Origin of the sequence: Aeromonas salmonicida subsp. salmonicida (genome assembly GCF_001643305.1) — a bacterium.
Classification (GTDB): Bacteria; Pseudomonadota; Gammaproteobacteria; order Enterobacterales; family Aeromonadaceae; genus Aeromonas; species Aeromonas salmonicida.
The window spans coordinates 58794-75070 of sequence record NZ_LSGW01000110.1; the positions used below are offsets into that span (position 1 = coordinate 58794).

Consider the following 16277-nt stretch of genomic DNA (forward strand, 5'->3'; position numbering starts at 1 on the left):
TTGGCTCAGCAATCGGCTCCCGGACCAGTGCAGAGACTACTTATGGCTATTGGGAGGCTGATCCACGTGGTCAGGCGGAGAAACCACCGTCTATGGTCAGGCTGGCGCCGGTTATGTATCCCGCTTCGGGCCCTGCCAGATAGGCAACGAAGCTGGCGATCTCCTCATCCTTGCCGTAACGGGCCAGCGCCATCATCCCCTTGAGCTGCGCCGCCGATTCCCCGTCAGCCGGGTTCATGTCGGTATCGACCGGGCCTGGCTGCACGTTGTTCACCGTGATGCCCTTCGGGCCCAAATCCCGTGCCATGCCTTTGGTCAAGCCGACCAGGGCCGATTTGCTCATGGCGTAGACGGAACCCCCCACCATGGGGATGCGGTCTGCGTTGGTGCTGCCGATGTTGATGATGCGCCCCCCCTTGCCCATGTGGTGCGCCGCCTCCTGGCAGGCCACGAACACGCTGCGGATGTTGACGGCCAGGGTGCGATCGAGATCGTCCAGGGTCAGCTCTTCAATATCGCCCCATACCAGCACCCCGGCGTTGTTGACCAGGATGTCCAGTCGACCAAAGGTAGTGACGGTTTGGCGGATGGCGTGCTGTACGGCGATGGCATCTGCACTGTCGGCACGGATGGCCAGCGCCTTGCCACCTGCAGCCGTGATGGTCGCGACAATCTCTTCTGCCTTGCTGGCCGAGGAGACATAAGTGAAGGCAACGGCGGCACCATCGCGGGCGAGGCGTTTTACAATAGCGGCACCAATGCCGCGTGAACCACCTTGTACGAAGGCAACTTGTCCACTGAGGGATTTAACGGTCAACATCTGGTCTCTCCTGTCTGGTCATGAACTCATGTCTGAGCGAGTTGGGAACTCAAGGGCATCCAATCCATCACCTGCAAGATGCGGCGTTGAATGAGCCTGTAAACAGTGTGATTGATTCCTTGAAATTGATTAAGTGGCTATTATTCCAATCTCTATTTCCTTCAGGGACTGAATCCGTGGCACTACAAGACCCCTTTCTGAGTGTCAGGCACTTTGTCGCCGTGGCGCAGTCGGGCAGCTTTACCGTGGCGGCATTGACGCTGGGGCTGACCGGCTCGGCGTTGAGCAAGAGCATAGTGCGGCTGGAGGCGCGACTGGGGGTCAAGCTGTTGCACAGAACGACCCGTCGGGTGAGCCTGACCCTGGAGGGAGAGGCATATCTGGCCAGTTGTCTCCAGGCGATCAGAGTTTTGGAGGAGACAGAGAGCAGTTTTGCATCGGAAAAGCAGAGTCCGTCGGGTCGCGTTCGTATCGATCTTCCTTCTGCGTTTGGCCGCCGGCATGTGCTGCCGATCCTGCTGGATCTGGCAGGCAGCCATCCGCAGCTGGATCTGTCGGTGACCTTCAACGAGCGCAAGGTCGATCTCATTGAGGCCAACATCGATCTGGTGGTGCGCATAGGTGCGCTGGAGGATCAGGCCGATCTGGTTGCTCGTCGCCTGGGGGAGCAGAAACTCGTCATTTGTGGGGCACCTTCCTATCTGGCACTGCATAGGGTTCCCTTGACCCCGAAGGATCTGTCACAGCACGACTGTATCATCGACTGGCGATCTGGGCATCGCCATAGCTGGCTGCTAAGGAATGGGGCGGGTCGGACGGAGGCTTACGACATCCCGGTACGCTACGAGATGGGGGATGGTGAGGCCGTACTGGCTGCGGCGCTGGCTGGCCTTGGCCTGGTTCAGGTGCCGACCTGGCTGGTCAACGAACAGCTGGACTCGGGAGCGCTGGTCTGTGTGCTTCATGACCAGTCCGGTGGCGAGATGCCGATCAATGTCATCTGGGCCAGGAGCCAGCACATGCAGCTCAAGCTGCGCGTTGTGGTCGATGCCTTGCTGCTGGCGGCGCAAAAGAGTGGCAGTGGTTTCCGGGCTCGCTGAGTCAGTTTCGTCACGGTCCGGCAGTCACATGCGAGCCAGGGAGGCATCTTGTGCCCGCGAGGTGTCGTGACCTATTTGCTCAGGGATTGCAGCCAGTTCGCCAGCTTCTCATGGGGGCTGCCGGGAATGGGTGGCGCGGGGGCGAGCAGGTGATAGCCGGTGCCATCCGGGATGAATCCGAGCGGGGCGGCCAGCAGGCCGGCGGCGATATCGTCGCACACCAGCCGGTAGGGGCCGATGGCGACGCCAAGGCCCGCCACGGCGGCCTGCAGGCTGAAGTAAAAGTGTTCGAAGGTCTGGGTCGGCGCCTCATCGCTTGTACTCTGTCTGGCCTGTTCCTGCCAGCTTTGCCAGGCGGCGGGACGGGTCTTGGTGTGCAGGCGGGGGGCAGAGGGGCGCAGAGCCGGCAGCTCTCCTCCTTGCTCGAAAAACTGCGCCACCTTGCCCGGCTGGCAGACGGGCCCTGTCTGCTCCTCGAACAGCAGCTGGCTGTAAAGGTCATCAGGCCAGTGAAAGTCATTGCGCCGAATGGCGAGATCTATGCCGCTGCCGAAGCTGAGGGCGCCGCCGCCCGCCATCAAATGCACGTCCAGCTCGGGATGCAGGGCCTGGAAGGCGGGCCAGCGCGGGATCAGCCAGCGCATCAGCAGGGTGGGTTCGCAGGAGATGACCAGCGACTGGGGCTTGCTCTGCTGGCGTAGCGCCTGCGCCGTCTCCCGGATCCTGCCCAGCCCTTCCTTTACGGCCTCATGGAGCCTGCTGCCCGCCTCGGTCAGAAAGACCCGGCGCTGGCGGCGCTCGAACAGCCCGATCCCCAGATCCTCCTCCAGCAGGCGCACCGCCCGGCTGATGGCGCCATGGGTGAGATGCAGCTCATCGGCGGCGCGGCTGAAGTTTTCGGTGCGGGCAGCCACTTCGAAACAGCGCAGTGCCGTCAGGGAGGGGAGGGAGAGGTCTTTCTGTGAGTTATTATCACCATTCATGTCAGAAGTTATCGTTCGTTATTAGTGTGGATGCCAAATAAAATAGCCGATATCTCTCAGCATCAGGATTCTTTTTCATGACCGAACTGTTAGCCGTAGTAGCCATTACCTTCTTTGCCGTCATCAGCCCTGGGCCCGATTTTGCCATGGTGTCGCGCAACAGCCTGTTGCTCTCCCGTCGCACCGGCGTGCTGACGGCGCTCGGCATAGCGGCCGGGGTCTGCGTCCATGTGACCTACACCCTGCTGGGGGTCGGCCTGCTGATCCAGCAGTCGCTCTGGTTGTTCAACCTCATCAAGCTGGCGGGGGCCGCCTACCTCATCTTCCTCGGCATCAAGATGTTGCGCGCCAGGCCTGTGACTCATGAGGAGATGGCCAGCCAGCCAACCCTCTCCAGCCTGGGGGCACTGCGCACCGGGTTTCTGACAAATGTGCTCAACCCCAAGACCACCATCTTCATCGTCAGCCTGTTCATGCAGGTGGTGCGGCCGGAAACGCCCCTTGGCGTCCAGCTCGGCTATGGCGCCTTCATAGTGCTGGCCCACGGGGTCTGGTTCAGTGCGGTGGCACTCTTCTTCTCCACCGCGTCGGTACGGGCCCGTCTCTTGGCGGTGCGCCACTGGATCGACCGGGTGTTTGGCGGCTTGCTGGTGGGGTTTGGCATGCTGCTGGCACTGACCCAGCAATCGCGCTGAGGGTGTGGGGGAGTCATCCCCCTTATCCACCCCCGACTGTAGGGGCTTGTTTTTCATGCCTTGTGGTCCACTTTTCGGTAGAATTGCCGCTCATTTAGAAGTCAGATGAGGCGCGGTATGACGGTCAAGTTCCAGGCATTTCACAGCATCAAGGCGATCAACAATCGGGAGGTGCTGTTCAACTGGTCCAAGACCAACCCCCTCGGCGCCCTAGATCAGGTGTGGCGCCCGAAGAACCGCGACGAGCTGCAGGCGCTGCTGCGTGAATACCCTGAGCGCAAGCTGCGACTGATCGGCTCAGGCCTCTCCTTCGAGCCCATTCACAGCGTCTATGCCGAGGGCAGTCAGGCGCTGCTGGTGGACTTGTACCACCTTCGCGGCCAGCTGGCGAAAACCGCCGATACCGTCACCTATCAGGCGGGCACGCCACTCGATACCATCTACGCCGATCTCATCGCCATGGAGCGGATGCTGCCCGCATCCCCCGGTGTTATCGGCATCCAGACCCTGGGCGGCGCCCTCAGCACCGGCACTCACGGTCAGGGGCTGCACCAGTCTGCCCTGTGCGATGCAGTGGAGGCGATGACTGTGATGCTGGCCAGTGGCGACATCATCCGGGTCGGTCGCACAGACCCGCGCTTCGGCGCCTTCGTGATGGGGATGGGGATGCTCGGCATCCTGCTCGACGTGCGCCTTCGCACCGTACCCAACCGCATCATGCGCTGCACCAAGTTCACCACCGACTACCCCTTTCTGCTCGAGCACAACGAGCGGCTCAACCGCGAGCACGGCTTTGTGAAGAGCTGGTGGTTTGCCTGGACCGGCGAGAGCCACATCTGGCTGGTGGATCCCGCTTCCGAGGAAGAGGTGGCCCGTTACCGCGCCGCCGGCAGCGAGCCGCTGCTGCTGGAGGGCGACATCGATGCCCGCATGAATGCCACCATAGATGCCACCCTGCAGAAAATGGCGAAAGACACCAAGGATGAGGCGTTGGCGGGGGAGCACTTCGAGACGGTGCGCCGCTTCAAGGATGCCTCCGATCTGGTTGGCAACGTCTACCAGATCCTCTGCAAGGGGATCCCGGCACCCCAGATCAACTGCGAGGTGGCGGTGCCGCTGCACCGCATGAACGAGGCGCTGGAGACCCTGCAAGCGTGGCAGCAGGCCAACCCGGGCGTATTGCACTACCCCTTTATCCTGCGTTGTACCGGTCCCTCCGAGGCCTGGCTCAGCGCCGCCTACGATAAATCGGTCTGCTGGGTCGGTTTCCTGGTCTATCTGGCGGCAGATGGCACCTTTGTCAACGGCTCCATGGAGCAGATGCGCGAACTGCAGCAACTGCTGGTGCCCCTCGGTGGCATCCCCCATTTTGGCAAGCATCTGGCGATGGATCTCTACGACTTCCCGGCCCTGCTGCCGCGCTGGAACGACTTCCTGGCCCTCAAGGGCGAGCTCGATCCCCATGGCCGCTTCGAGAACCGCTGGCTCAGCGATCTGTTTGCCAACCGGTAAGGATTGAAAATGACCCATATGCAAGATACCCGAGTGCTCATCACCCTGCCGACCCAAGGGGAGTCATCGATATGACAGATATGCAAGACACCCGGATCCCAGTGACCCTGCTGACCGGCTTTCTCGGCAGCGGCAAGACTACCCTGCTCAACCACTGGGTCAAGCAGCCGGAACTCGGCGAGTGCGCCGTGCTGATCAACGAATTCGGCTCTGTCGGGCTGGATCACCATCTGGTGCAGCAGGTGGACGAGCAGGTAGTGTTGCTCGATTCCGGCTGCATCTGTTGCTCGGTGCAGGGCTCCCTGGTGGAAGCGCTGCAAGGGCTCTTCATGCGCGCCATCCAGCGCAAGATCAAGCCGTTCAAAAGGCTCATCATAGAAACAACCGGTCTGGCCGATCCGGCGCCCGTGCTCTTTACCCTGCGCGAAGAGGGTTTTATCGCCCAGCGCTACCGCTTCGATGGCACAGTCACAGTCGTGGATGCTGGTCATATCGAACAGCAGCTGGCGGCTCAGTATGAAGCGGTGAAACAAGTGGCGCTGGCGGATCTGCTGGTGGTGAGCAAGGGGGATCTGGTGGATGGCGATCAGCTGGAGCGCGTCGAGGCCCAGCTGGCCGCCCTCAACCCGGCGGCCCCCATCGAGCGGGTCACCAACGGCGAGCTGTCGCCTGCGGTGCTGGAGAAGCTCGGCGCCTACAACGAAGAGGCCGGGCGCGATGTGCGCCAGCTGCTGGCCTGGCTGCGCACCGAATCCCCCAAGCAGGGGCTGGCCTCGCCGATGCAGCCGAAGATGAAGCCGTTAGCCGCCAAGGTGGGCACGGCCGCGCCGACTCACTTCGAGCACGGCAACATTGAGAGTTTCTCTTTGCGTATCGGCGAGCCGCTCAAGCCCTCTCGCCTGCTGGCCGCCATCGATGCGGTGCAGGCCCAATATGGCGATGCCCTGCTGCGCCTCAAGGGGATATTGCAGCTGGAGGGAGAGAGCCAGCCTGTGGTGATCCACGGCGTCCATGGCCAGCTCTATCCGCTGCAGGCTTTGGGAGATTGGCCGGAGGGCAAGGCCCAGTCCCGGCTGGTGTTTATCGTGAAAAGTCAGGACAAAGCGGGAATAGAGCGGCTGTTCCTTGATACGCTCAAGGCCCCCGAGCCCAGTCTGGAAGAGCAGCTCAGAGCCATGCTCGGCCAGCCGGATGCCTGACAGGCTGATATGACCCGCTTTTGTGCGGGTCTTTTTTTATCTGAAGAGGAGGTGGCTGCTCATGCCTGATAGCACACACATGGTTACGCCTGCCCAACGCAAGTGGCTGCCGCCGCTGGCGGCGGTCGGCTTCTTCATGCAAACCCTGGATGGCACCATCCTCAATACGGCCCTGCCCAGCATGGCCGAAACCCTGGGGGAGAGCCCGCTGCAGATGCAGTCGGTGATCATCGCCTACATGCTGACGGTGGCACTGCTCATTCCCGCCTCCGGCTGGTTGGCGGATAGGTTCGGCACTCGCCGTATTTATCTGGCGGCTATCCTGCTGTTTACCCTGGGGTCTCTGGCCTGCGCCGCCGCCAATACGCTGCCCATGCTGGTGGCCGCACGGGTGTTGCAGGGCATAGGCGGCGCCCTGCTGATGCCGGTGGGGCGCCTCGCCGTGCTGCGGGTCTACAGCAAACACGAGCTGCTGCGGGTGATGTCGTTCGTCACCATCCCAGGGCTGGTGGGGCCGCTGATAGGCCCCGCGCTGGGGGGCTGGCTGGTGGAAGTGGCGAGCTGGCACTGGGTGTTTCTCATCAACCTGCCGGTGGGGATACTCGGCTTTATCGCCAGCTGGCACTTCATGCCCGACCTGCGTCAAGGCACGGCAAAGTTCGACTGGCAGGGCTTCGTGCTGTTCAGCGCCGGCATGGTGCTGGTGTCGGTGGGCTTGCAGGGGCTGGGCGAGCACAGCATCTCCACCGGCTGGGCACTGTTTGCCCTGCTGTTCGGGCTGGCCGCCATGGCGAGCTACTGGCTCTATGCCGCCAATGCCGAGCAACCGCTGTTCAGTCTGGCGCTGTTCAAGACATCCACCTTCGCCATCGGTGTCTGGGGCAACCTGTTTGCCCGCCTCGGCAGCGGCGCCATGCCCTTCCTCACGCCGCTCTTTCTGCAACTGGGGCTTGGCTTCTCACCGAGCAAGGCGGGGATGACCATGATCCCCACTGTGCTCGGCGCCATGCTGACCAAGACGCTGGTGAACAAGCTGATTCCGCGCATCGGTTATCGCCGCATCCTGATCGGCAACACACTGGCGCTGGGAGTCATGATCGCCAGCTTTGCCCTCATCGATAACCTGCTTCCCTATGGGGTGCTGCTGGGCTGGCTGATGGTGTTTGGCGCCATCAACTCATTGCAGTTTTCCGCCATGAATACCCTGACCCTGCAGGATTTGAGTCCGGAGCACGCCAGCAGCGGCAATGGACTGCTGTCGGTGGTGATGCAGCTCTCCATGAGCTTGGGGGTCGCCATCGCCGCCAGCCTGCTGGGGCTCTTCTCCGCCGGTTCGTCAGCCTTGGGTGGGCAGTGGCTGGCCGGTTTCCACCTCACCTATCTGTGCATCGGTCTCATGTCCATGCTGGCGGCGCTCATCTTCGCCCAGCTGGCGCGGGACAAGGGGTGAGCGGGCTGTGCCGTCGGCAGTCAGGCTGATGGCGCAGGCAGGTAGCTGACCAGACAGGGCAGTTGCTCAAGCACTTGGGCCAGATGGGCTGTCTCCAGCAGAAAGGTCTGCTCCGGGTGGCCCGGTGTCCAGGTGAAGGCGTGATGCTCCATCAGTTGAGGGTCTACCAGCAGCGGGATATCGGCGCGGGGCAGGAAGGGGCAGACGGCTCCCGGCAGGCAGCCAATCTCTGCCTGCATCTCCTCGGCGGTGCAGATAGACGGCTTGGCACCGAGCGCGGCCTTGACCGCCTTGTTGTCGAGTCGTCCCCCTTGATGGGTCAGCAGCAGGGCGAAGCGGCCATCCTTGAACTTGAGAAACAGCGTCTTGCTGAACACCGCCTGCCAGCCAAAGCGGGCCCTGACTCTTTCGTCGGTGGCGTAGTCGAGGATGGGTTCGTGCTGATAGCGCTGGTGAGGCAATGGGGCCAGTAGCTGGCAGTTGAAGTCGTGAATGGTATCGAGCGGCATGGGGGTCTCCTGTGGCGAGCCCCATCCTGCCAGCCATGGCGGGTCGTGCCCAATCACACTTTCTTATGGCGGATAAGCCGCCTTGCAAGATGCAACAAGGGCACCCTAGGGTGCCCTTGTTGCATCAGTGATGCTGCAGCTCGCGCGCTTCCCAGTGAAAGGGAATGGGGTTGAGTCGCTGGGATGCCTTGTCATAACCTTGCCACAGTTCGTCCAGCGTGCGGCCATCGACCGGGTGGTGCAGGCTCGGTGCCAGCTCGGCCAGCGGCCAGAGGACGAAGGCATTGGTGAGGATCTCGCCACGGGGTAGCGCGACCGGTACATCGCAGACCAGATCGCCATAGAGCAGCAGATCCAGATCCAGGGTGCGCGGAGCAAACTTCTTGGCATCCGGCTCGCGGCCGTGGGCAAACTCCATGGCACGCAGCCGTTGGCACAGGGTGGCCAGCGGCATATCTGTGTCGGCGCCGACTACCAGGTTGTAGAAGGGTCGACCGGCAAAGCCAACCGCCTCGCTCTCGAATACCCGGGAGACGGTGAGCTCGCCAAATTCGGCATGCAGGGCATCGAGACCGGCGCGGATATGGTGCTCCCGCTCGATATTGGAACCCAGGCTGATGTAGATACGGGTCATGCAGTGCTCCCTGTTATCTGGTTGGAGCCCGGGCTGATATAGATGGTGGTCATCAGCAGGCGCTCGCAGCCGGAGTGCGATGGCGCAGTATCTCTACCCCGACGCCAGCCGCATTGGGGACAGCACTCGGTTTGGTCAGGGTGACCTTGACCCATTGCACCCGCTCGTCGGCCAGTACCAGCATGGCGACCTGCTCGGCCATGGTTTCGACCAACTCCACCACCTTGCTGGCGGCGTGATCACAGATCTTGCGAGAGAGGGTGGCGTAATCCAGTGCCAGATTGATATCGTCGGTTGCAGCGGCGGGACGGTTGTCAAACCCCATTTCGAGGTCGAAACAGAGCTTCTGGCGAATGCCCTTCTCCCACTCATATACACCGATGGTGGTCAAAACTTCGAGTCCGCGAATAAACACCTTGTCCATGACAGTACTTCTTCTTTACTCTTGATGGGCTGTGATGACAGCGCAGGGATGCAGGCTCGGCAAGCAGTTTGCCGCGCGGTCGGTTTGGGCGACACGCCTTTGGGCAACCCCAAGCCAGAGAATGTGGCCCGCATCATACCCCATTCATATCGTGGTAAAAACGACCAAGATGACGGCCCTGACGATTTTGATGATTATTCTGGCCTACCTGGGCGGCTCGCTGTCCAGTGCCGTGCTGGTTTCCCGCATAACGGGTCTGCCGGATCCACGGGATCATGGCTCCCATAATCCGGGGGCGACCAATGTGTTGCGTCTCGGCGGTCGAGTAGCTGCACTGGTGGTCTTGCTGCTCGATGTGCTCAAGGGCACGGCGCCTGTCTATCTTGCCTGGTATCTGCAAATCAAGCCCGTCTACCTCGGCTTTATCGGGGTTGCTGCCTGCCTCGGCCACATGTACCCCATCTTCTTCCACTTTCGGGGCGGCAAGGGGGTGGCGACGGCACTCGGCACCATGATGCCCATCGGTTTCACCATGGGCGGGGCCGTCATCGGCACCTGGCTGGTCGTGCTGCTGGTGAGCGGCTACTCCTCGTTGGCCTCCATCATTACCGTGTTGCTTAGCCCACTCTTTACCTATCTGATCAAGCCGGAATACACACTGCCGGTTTCCCTGCTCTCCTGCCTCATCCTTATCCGCCATCACGAGAACATAGCCCGTCTGTTGAAGGGGGAAGAACCCAGAGTCTGGGGCCGCCAGGCACAGCGTCGACAGGAAGAAGTAGGGGAAATGGATGATGTTGCGCAAAAAAGAGACGAACGAGACAAAAAGTGAAATTTCCCATTGACCACCTGCCTTAAAATCCGTTTAATAGCGCCCACGCCCAGATAGCTCAGTCGGTAGAGCAGGGGATTGAAAATCCCCGTGTCGGCGGTTCGATTCCGTCTCTGGGCACCAAATTTGGTGCCATGAAGTAAAAAATTAGTTCATGCACAGTGGTTTAAGTGTGCCGGCTTAGCTCAGTAGGCAGAGCAACTGACTTGTAATCAGTAGGTCACCAGTTCGATTCCGGTAGCCGGCACCATTTATATATTGCCCAGATAGCTCAGTCGGTAGAGCAGGGGATTGAAAATCCCCGTGTCGGCGGTTCGATTCCGTCTCTGGGCACCAAGTACAATTCCTCCTTAGTTCAGTCGGTAGAACGGCGGACTGTTAATCCGTATGTCGCTGGTTCAAGTCCAGCAGGAGGAGCCAACACAAAAGCCCAGCAGCAATGCTGGGCTTTTTCTTTGCCTGTTTTTCACGGCTGACCAGATTCGCATGAGAGGTTCGGTTGTTGTTTGTCGATGGAGATGATGGCCTGCCGGTGATCGTTGAGTCTATTAAGCCCCCTCCCTGCTGTTGTTTCACCTGTGGATCAGTACTACGTCACCTTGCCGGCGTGATGCCCTGCATCTTCAGCCAGAATGCCTCCTGACAGGGATTGTGGAACAGCTTGCGTGGCGGCGTGATGGGTATGTGGCTGGTGACAACTCGATAGCTTATCCAGCATTCGGCGCACAGCTGTTCTGAGGGGACCTGGTCCTGCTCTCGCTGATGACAGATGACGACCCCATTGGCGAACCAATAGGTGGTTTGCTGGTGTTGGATCAGGGTGCCACTCTCGTCATTCTCGCTATAGTGCTCACTCTGCTGATGAGTGATGGTTGCTTGCCCAGGTTGCCGATGGATGGCCTTGATATAGGTAATAAGCTGATTCATTGCTTTTCTTGCTTGTGACAGGAGTGGTGGCGTGGGAACGCCGGTTGCAGATGCCGCGAGCTTAGCGCTCGGCGCCGCTGGCGGCAATCCCGACCGGGCAGTTGGGTGGCCGGCATGAAGGAGGAAAGTGATGGGGATCCCCCAAGACAAGGCCGAGCTGCTGCTCGTCATCGACACGAATTTTGGCAAGTTGCTCAAGGCGTTGCAGGCCGTCCCCGAGAACCGGGTACAGGAGCTGGCCATGGAAGGGCACAGCAAGGGCACCAGTATGAGCGTGGCCAATCTGGTGGCCTACCTCATCGGCTGGAATGAGCTGGTGATCAAGTGGATAGAGCGGGATGCGGCGGGCTTGCCGGTAGATTTTCCCGAGACGGGTTTTAAGTGGAACGAGCTGGGCAGGCTGGCCCAAAAGTTCTATCGGGATTATGAGGGGCTGGCCTATCCGGCACTGCTGGCCCGGCTGATGGCGGCCAGGGCTCGCATCGTCGAGCTGATCGTGACGCGCAGTGACGATGAGCTGTATGGTCGCCCCTGGTATGAGCAGTGGACCCTGGGGCGGATGATCCAGTTCAATACCGCTTCTCCCTACCACAATGCCAACGGGCGATTGCGCAAGTGGTTGAAGGGGAACTGCATTCGGGTATGAATGTTCCCGGTGTTGCAGATGGCGATGCTGCCCATCTCTGTATTTTCACTGCTCATTCCTGTACGCATAACAAGTTCCGGTCCATATCTGGTCCGCTTGGTAAAGCTATGCTTGTGGTGAATGGTGTCACTCGGATGAGTAGATAACAGCGTTCGCCGTCAGGCCATTTCTCCGGTCGCCAGCTCCGGTCTTTACTGCTGAGAGTATCGGTTATGGTAAGACCGGAGGGAGACCGGAGAGGCGCAATCAGAAGGAATAGCAGGCAAGAGTGAGCGTGGACTGTGACCCTGATGTCAAAAGTTACCCCAGCAGAGTTGACTGGATATGTTCAGCGTGGGTCTGGGGGATATCCGGTCTAAGCGGATTTTCAAACATATATTAAAACCATGTTCATCCAGAACATCAGGCCCTGAGCTAACCGCTCAGGGCTTTTTTCATATCCACGATTTAAAGGAATGAGCATGTTTATCCACCAAATTTTGCGCAAACAAGTAGCCGCGATCAGCATCAAGCCAATGAGAGACGGCAGCATCGACTTCACGGTTAAGGGCAGCACCAGGGGGGCAGTCAAAGGCGCACTCACCGGAGCTGGTGTCGGTGCCAAAGGCGGTATCACTGGAGCCGTCGCAGGCACCATCATCGGTGGCGCTATCGGCTATATCACTGGGCCAGCGGATTGAGGGAGGTTAGCCATGGACGAGTTCATTCAAGAAGGAAAATACGCTTCCCACGAAACGCTAAAGGGGTATGCCTACAGCTGGCAAACGCTGAGCTTGCTGATGCAGGAGGTCATCACGAATGGAATGTATGTTCCTGAGTTCCTGCCAGATGAAAACCAGCCTGTGCTGCTGGTCGTGGTCAAAGAGGCAACCGTGCTTAAGGCCAAGTCCCTGCACAGTGAAGCACCTGAAGTATTGATCTCGATAGCATCCCATACGAGAGAGTCAGTCCGGGATGACGACAACGGTTACTACGCCGACTACTGGCGGTTAGCTGCGGGAACCATCCAGCTGATCGACTGCGCAGAAGATGCCGTGTTCTGGCTGCCACTCCCAGCAGTGGAAACATGGGAGCCATATCACTTCTCCGGTTACGGCACTCCGTTCGATGCCCTGTCAGCTCCACTCCCTGTATTCCAGCATCTGGCCTTCGTTCTAAAACCTGAACAGGCACAGCCCGACTTGGGCACCACCATCTACCTGAAATCCACTATCTGAGTTACCTGAGGATCCCAATATGAATAGCAAGACCAACAAACAAGCCGCCAGCCAGCAGACCAATACTCAGCCCGAGAACAAGGCCAGCGATAAACCCATTCTATCTGCCAAGGTTATCTTGACCAGTGGTGTCGCCATGTTGCTCTCGCCAGGCTCAACTACCACTGTGGGCTATGAGATCGGTCATGAGCCTGAGCAAACTGAGCTGTTGATCCGTCTGACCGGCAGTAGTGGCGGTGGCCTTTGTTCCAAGGAGTGGTTCGGCTTGGCGCAAGTCGTCGATCTGCTGAATGAGCAACAGTCGGACAAGGCATTTACTTCCGGCCTGTTCAAGGTTATCTGGCACTTCAAAGGCAGCAGCAATAATGCGGGGTTCCTGGCTGCCGTACTGCGCCATCTGGAATTGACCAAGGCAGCGCCGGAAGTGCGGTTCGGTCATCTGATCACGGGCAAGCATACCGAGTGGTTTGAGAGTCTCAAGGCCAAGCTGCCAAAGGTCAGCACCACCAACTAACCCACGTCGACAGCCCGCTCTATTCCATCACGCGAATCCCCACCTTTCACTTCAAGAGAACCAAACATGAAACCTACCCTCGTTATCACGGGCTTGCCTGTGAGGATAAGTCACGACCTGCAAACGCTACTTGAGCAAGCCATCAGCTCGGCGCTGGAGGATTTCCCAGACGAGATCCCGGATGGCACAACACCCGCAACCCTGACCCTCAACTATCGAGATCCAGACTACAGCGCAACAACTGGAGGCTATCACCCTGTCGAGATCCGTCTTGAACGCTGGGATGACGGCTGGCATCTGCGCTACGTTACTGACTTTGCCTATGTGGGCCAAGGCTGGTGCACTGAGTTGGCCAAAGAGTTGGATTTTGATTTCAGCGTGGGCGAATACACCCATTCGTTGATGGGTGAAATGTCACTGGCAGAGGTGAATGAATGGTTTGACGTCTGGCAACAGAGCTTTTGCTGCTATGCCCAGATGGACGTATTCACCCTGACGGTGACGCCAGACTGACGCCCAAGACCGGATATCGACCGGAAAGCCGTTGGCCGCGAGTGGGTAAACCATCAGCGACCAACATCACCACCAACCGATAAACCAGTACCACCAGACCGGCACAGGGATCCGACCTCCCTGTGCTGTTTTTTCTTGGGGCAATGCCAGTCCCCTTCAATCCCAGTTAACAGGAGTTCCACTATGTCAGATCTCCCATCTCGTTTTCGCTTCACCCAGAAAGCGATCGAAGCACTACCGCCCAACCCCGCAAATGCAAAATCTACGGAGGCCGAATACAGCGACACTCAGATCTCGGGGCTCAAATGCTTGGTGGGGAAAGGGGAGGGCAACAAGAAGTTCCTGATGCGGTATCTGTGGCATGGCCGCAAGCGGGCTATTGCCATAGGTCGCTTTCCAGACGTAGACCTGAACACGGCCAGAGAGATTGCCACGGAGTATAAACGGCTGCTGTCACAAGGCATCGACCCCAAGCAACTGAAGGAAGATAAACGGCAAGAGCTCACGTTGTATGAGCTGTTCCAGCTGCATTACCTGCCTTATGCCAAACACCATAAACGCTCTTGGCAGAACGACGAGCAGCGGTTCCGGGATCACCTGCAACCGCCGATGGGCTCTCGGCTGTTGTCGGAAATCAATTTGGAGCAAGGGCAAGCATTGCAAACCAGCTTGATGAGCCAGTGCAAGCCAGCGACCAACAACCGGATCACCACCTTGCTCAAGGCCATCCTGACGTGGAGTGTGCGGATGGGGTATCTGGAGCAACATCCATTGGTCTATCTGAAGACGCTCCCCGAGAACAACCAGCGAACCCGATTCCTCGATAAGGCTGAGATCCGGCGTTTGTTCATGGCAGCGGATGCTGATGAGAACCGCTATGCAGGGCAGTACGTGAAATTGCTGTTGCTGACGGGCCTGCGCAAAGATGAGTTGAGGTTGGCCAAATGGGAGCATATCGACAAGGTGCATCAGACGCTGTTTATCCCGCACACCAAGAACGGCAAGAGCCGGATCCTGCATATGAATCACATGGCAATGCAGGTTTTGCAGGATACGCCGGTGATAGCGGGAAACGCCTACCTGTTCCCAGGGCAGAAGCCGGGGCAGCCGTTGAACAACGTCACCAAGCCATTTAACCGGATGCTGAAACGAGCACAAATCGAAGGGCAAGTATGTATTCATACCTGCCGCCATTCGGTAGCTGCGTTGATTGTCTCCAGCGGTGGCACCTTGTATGACGTGCAGGCGCAGCTGGGTCATTCCAGCAGCCAATCCAGCCAACGGTATGCCCACCTACATGCCAGCAGATTGCGCCATACCAGCGCACAAGTGGCGAACTGTGTGGAGCAAGCGTTGATCTCTCCAGGTGTTGTCAAAGTGGAGCCGCTTGCGTTGCAACGGGCAGGATAAGCAAGCGAATGCAGGGAGTAGCCCAGTGGCATCGTTGCCTAACTCGCCAGCCCTTTACCTCGGGGCTGGCGAGTTTTCCGGCGTGACGGATGTGGCTGTCTCTGGAGAGGCCGAGGTTCTCTGCGTGGCTGAGGAGAGTGGTATGCCGGGGTATACGGGCTGTGCCCGTGGGGCATCAACACATGGCAAGGTAGTTATGGGGATGAAAAGACAAACAAAAATCTAACACTGACTGCCCGGAGGGAGTCCGGCTGTACCAACCCGACAAGGCAGCTGAACGAGGCCCAGCTAGGCAGGCAAGAGGAGATAGCCAAGCCCGTTCCTGAAGCAAAGAAGCAGGAGCCACAGACATGGGCAACGCCATCGAGCCCAAACACCATGGCCCAGATCAGCAATGCCACACAGTCCTTCTCACAGGGGAGGGAGGGGGCAATAGTTACTCTACCCCAACGTGGATAGGACACCACCCCAGCACTTCATGCGGGGCATGGCCTCCGACAACCGGAGCCTGCGCGAGTCCCCCATTTTTGCGCATTACGGGGCGAGTTTTGGCATCGAATGGTGATCGGTCTCGGTGCTTCCTCAGATAGTGAGAGAGGCCGGAGAACCACCGTTATTTGCAGTCGTCACTGAACCTTGCGCACGCAGAGCAACCCGTTTATCAATCTAAAGCAGGACCCCGCTCGCATTATCGGCGTTGCTGCCCCCGTCCAAGTGGGCCGGGGAAAATGCAAAAGCTCGGCCACCAATGCCAACTCTGCTTACCCGTGCCCCCCTCTGTCGTGAAAATCCAAGTCGACACGCCCTGTCGGGCACCTCCGTGACACTTGGATACCTTTGACAACGATGCTCCCCTGGATGGCAGAACACGACACCCTAAATAGCTGTTCCG

Annotated in this window: 18 protein-coding genes and 4 tRNA genes; 16 read left to right on the forward strand and 6 right to left on the reverse strand. The window is 59.2% G+C overall.

From position 1 onward, the window contains the following. Nucleotides 1-70: 70 nt before the first annotated feature. A complete protein-coding gene (locus AXW79_RS20345) occupies nt 71-820 on the reverse strand; it encodes a 3-oxoacyl-ACP reductase family protein (protein WP_005314135.1) in 750 nt (249 codons plus the stop codon). Between the two features lie 176 nt (nt 821-996). Here AXW79_RS20345 and AXW79_RS20350 point away from each other — a divergent pair, with 176 nt between their 5' ends. Further along, nucleotides 997-1920, forward strand: coding sequence for a LysR family transcriptional regulator (locus AXW79_RS20350; protein ID WP_011898295.1), 924 nt, complete (start codon nt 997-999; stop codon nt 1918-1920). Between the two features lie 71 nt (nt 1921-1991). Here the strand turns inward: AXW79_RS20350 and AXW79_RS20355 are convergent, their stop codons facing one another. Then, entirely contained in the window at nt 1992-2903 is a 912-nt protein-coding gene (locus AXW79_RS20355; protein WP_005314130.1) for a LysR family transcriptional regulator, read from the reverse strand. A gap of 77 nt (nt 2904-2980) precedes the next feature. Between AXW79_RS20355 and AXW79_RS20360 the strand changes: the two genes are divergently transcribed. The 4 genes from AXW79_RS20360 to mdtD all read left to right on the forward strand — a co-directional run bounded on the left by AXW79_RS20360 (nt 2981) and on the right by mdtD (nt 7759). After that, a complete protein-coding gene (locus tag AXW79_RS20360; RefSeq protein ID WP_005314128.1) occupies nt 2981-3598 on the forward strand; it encodes a LysE family translocator in 618 nt (205 codons plus the stop codon). Between the two features lie 117 nt (nt 3599-3715). Then, nucleotides 3716-5110 (forward strand): D-arabinono-1,4-lactone oxidase, encoded by a 1395-nt coding sequence (locus AXW79_RS20365; protein WP_005314125.1) that lies wholly within the window; start codon nt 3716-3718, stop codon nt 5108-5110. Between the two features lie 71 nt (nt 5111-5181). After that, nucleotides 5182-6309, forward strand: a complete 1128-nt coding sequence (locus AXW79_RS20370; RefSeq protein WP_005314124.1) for a CobW family GTP-binding protein — start codon at nt 5182-5184, stop codon at nt 6307-6309. Nucleotides 6310-6370: 61 nt separating this feature from the next. After that, nucleotides 6371-7759 (forward strand): multidrug transporter subunit MdtD, encoded by a 1389-nt coding sequence (gene mdtD / locus AXW79_RS20375; RefSeq protein ID WP_005314123.1) that lies wholly within the window; start codon nt 6371-6373, stop codon nt 7757-7759. Nucleotides 7760-7779: 20 nt separating this feature from the next. Here the strand turns inward: mdtD and AXW79_RS20380 are convergent, their stop codons facing one another. From AXW79_RS20380 to folB, 3 genes are all read right to left on the reverse strand, one after another. After that, entirely contained in the window at nt 7780-8268 is a 489-nt protein-coding gene (locus tag AXW79_RS20380; RefSeq protein WP_005314122.1) for a YbaK/EbsC family protein, read from the reverse strand. A gap of 124 nt (nt 8269-8392) precedes the next feature. Continuing rightward, complete coding sequence (gene folK / locus AXW79_RS20385; RefSeq protein WP_005314121.1) at nt 8393-8902, reverse strand: 2-amino-4-hydroxy-6-hydroxymethyldihydropteridine diphosphokinase; 510 nt, start codon at nt 8900-8902, stop codon at nt 8393-8395. A 52-nt stretch (nt 8903-8954) separates the two neighbouring features. Beyond that, nucleotides 8955-9326, reverse strand: coding sequence for a dihydroneopterin aldolase (gene folB / locus AXW79_RS20390; protein ID WP_005314120.1), 372 nt, complete (start codon nt 9324-9326; stop codon nt 8955-8957). Nucleotides 9327-9495: 169 nt separating this feature from the next. On the opposite strand from folB, the gene plsY reads away from it, so the two are divergent. From plsY to AXW79_RS20415, 5 genes are all read left to right on the forward strand, one after another. Then, a complete protein-coding gene (plsY, locus tag AXW79_RS20395; RefSeq protein WP_011898298.1) occupies nt 9496-10158 on the forward strand; it encodes a glycerol-3-phosphate 1-O-acyltransferase PlsY in 663 nt (220 codons plus the stop codon). 47 nt (nt 10159-10205) lie between these two features. Then, nucleotides 10206-10281, forward strand: a tRNA-Phe gene (locus AXW79_RS20400). 51 nt (nt 10282-10332) lie between these two features. After that, nucleotides 10333-10408, forward strand: a tRNA-Thr gene (locus tag AXW79_RS20405). A 10-nt stretch (nt 10409-10418) separates the two neighbouring features. Next, nucleotides 10419-10494: transfer RNA gene (locus AXW79_RS20410), tRNA-Phe, on the forward strand. Nucleotides 10495-10502: 8 nt separating this feature from the next. Beyond that, nucleotides 10503-10578, forward strand: a tRNA-Asn gene (locus AXW79_RS20415). A 174-nt stretch (nt 10579-10752) separates the two neighbouring features. Here AXW79_RS20415 and AXW79_RS20420 read toward each other — a convergent pair. Then, the gene (locus AXW79_RS20420; protein WP_005314116.1) at nt 10753-11085 is read right to left on the reverse strand and encodes a hypothetical protein; all 333 of its coding nucleotides are present in this window, start codon (nt 11083-11085) and stop codon (nt 10753-10755) included. 130 nt (nt 11086-11215) lie between these two features. On the opposite strand from AXW79_RS20420, the gene AXW79_RS20425 reads away from it, so the two are divergent. The 6 genes from AXW79_RS20425 to AXW79_RS20450 all read left to right on the forward strand — a co-directional run bounded on the left by AXW79_RS20425 (nt 11216) and on the right by AXW79_RS20450 (nt 15385). After that, nucleotides 11216-11731, forward strand: a complete 516-nt coding sequence (locus AXW79_RS20425; RefSeq protein ID WP_005314114.1) for a ClbS/DfsB family four-helix bundle protein — start codon at nt 11216-11218, stop codon at nt 11729-11731. Between the two features lie 461 nt (nt 11732-12192). Next, nucleotides 12193-12411: a hypothetical protein gene (locus tag AXW79_RS20430; protein WP_005314112.1), complete on the forward strand. Its 219-nt coding sequence runs from the start codon at nt 12193-12195 to the stop codon at nt 12409-12411. Between the two features lie 12 nt (nt 12412-12423). Then, nucleotides 12424-12948, forward strand: coding sequence for a hypothetical protein (locus AXW79_RS20435; protein ID WP_005314110.1), 525 nt, complete (start codon nt 12424-12426; stop codon nt 12946-12948). Between the two features lie 19 nt (nt 12949-12967). Beyond that, nucleotides 12968-13462: a hypothetical protein gene (locus AXW79_RS20440; RefSeq protein WP_005314108.1), complete on the forward strand. Its 495-nt coding sequence runs from the start codon at nt 12968-12970 to the stop codon at nt 13460-13462. Between the two features lie 66 nt (nt 13463-13528). Beyond that, nucleotides 13529-13975: a DUF2787 family protein gene (locus AXW79_RS20445; protein ID WP_005314106.1), complete on the forward strand. Its 447-nt coding sequence runs from the start codon at nt 13529-13531 to the stop codon at nt 13973-13975. A 183-nt stretch (nt 13976-14158) separates the two neighbouring features. Continuing rightward, nucleotides 14159-15385, forward strand: coding sequence for a tyrosine-type recombinase/integrase (locus AXW79_RS20450; protein WP_005314104.1), 1227 nt, complete (start codon nt 14159-14161; stop codon nt 15383-15385). The last annotated feature ends 892 nt before the right edge of the window (nt 15386-16277 follow it).

What these genes read in the sequence shown, in the direction of transcription:
- AXW79_RS20445 (WP_005314106.1), top strand. Translation starts at nt 13,529, where the DNA reads ATGAAACCTACCCTCGTTATCACGGGCTTGCCTGTGAGGATAAGTCAC.
- AXW79_RS20440 (WP_005314108.1), top strand. Translation starts at nt 12,968, where the DNA reads ATGAATAGCAAGACCAACAAACAAGCCGCCAGCCAGCAGACCAATACT.
- AXW79_RS20430 (WP_005314112.1), top strand. Translation starts at nt 12,193, where the DNA reads ATGTTTATCCACCAAATTTTGCGCAAACAAGTAGCCGCGATCAGCATC.
- AXW79_RS20380 (WP_005314122.1), bottom strand. Translation starts at nt 8,268, where the DNA reads ATGCCGCTCGATACCATTCACGACTTCAACTGCCAGCTACTGGCCCCA.
- folK (WP_005314121.1), bottom strand. Translation starts at nt 8,902, where the DNA reads ATGACCCGTATCTACATCAGCCTGGGTTCCAATATCGAGCGGGAGCAC.
- AXW79_RS20370 (WP_005314124.1), top strand. Translation starts at nt 5,182, where the DNA reads ATGACAGATATGCAAGACACCCGGATCCCAGTGACCCTGCTGACCGGC.
- AXW79_RS20345 (WP_005314135.1), bottom strand. Translation starts at nt 820, where the DNA reads ATGTTGACCGTTAAATCCCTCAGTGGACAAGTTGCCTTCGTACAAGGT.
- AXW79_RS20450 (WP_005314104.1), top strand. Translation starts at nt 14,159, where the DNA reads ATGTCAGATCTCCCATCTCGTTTTCGCTTCACCCAGAAAGCGATCGAA.
- folB (WP_005314120.1), bottom strand. Translation starts at nt 9,326, where the DNA reads ATGGACAAGGTGTTTATTCGCGGACTCGAAGTTTTGACCACCATCGGT.
- AXW79_RS20435 (WP_005314110.1), top strand. Translation starts at nt 12,424, where the DNA reads ATGGACGAGTTCATTCAAGAAGGAAAATACGCTTCCCACGAAACGCTA.
- AXW79_RS20360 (WP_005314128.1), top strand. Translation starts at nt 2,981, where the DNA reads ATGACCGAACTGTTAGCCGTAGTAGCCATTACCTTCTTTGCCGTCATC.
- mdtD (WP_005314123.1), top strand. Translation starts at nt 6,371, where the DNA reads ATGCCTGATAGCACACACATGGTTACGCCTGCCCAACGCAAGTGGCTG.
- AXW79_RS20420 (WP_005314116.1), bottom strand. Translation starts at nt 11,085, where the DNA reads ATGAATCAGCTTATTACCTATATCAAGGCCATCCATCGGCAACCTGGG.
- AXW79_RS20365 (WP_005314125.1), top strand. Translation starts at nt 3,716, where the DNA reads ATGACGGTCAAGTTCCAGGCATTTCACAGCATCAAGGCGATCAACAAT.
- AXW79_RS20355 (WP_005314130.1), bottom strand. Translation starts at nt 2,903, where the DNA reads ATGAATGGTGATAATAACTCACAGAAAGACCTCTCCCTCCCCTCCCTG.
- plsY (WP_011898298.1), top strand. Translation starts at nt 9,496, where the DNA reads ATGACGGCCCTGACGATTTTGATGATTATTCTGGCCTACCTGGGCGGC.
- AXW79_RS20425 (WP_005314114.1), top strand. Translation starts at nt 11,216, where the DNA reads ATGGGGATCCCCCAAGACAAGGCCGAGCTGCTGCTCGTCATCGACACG.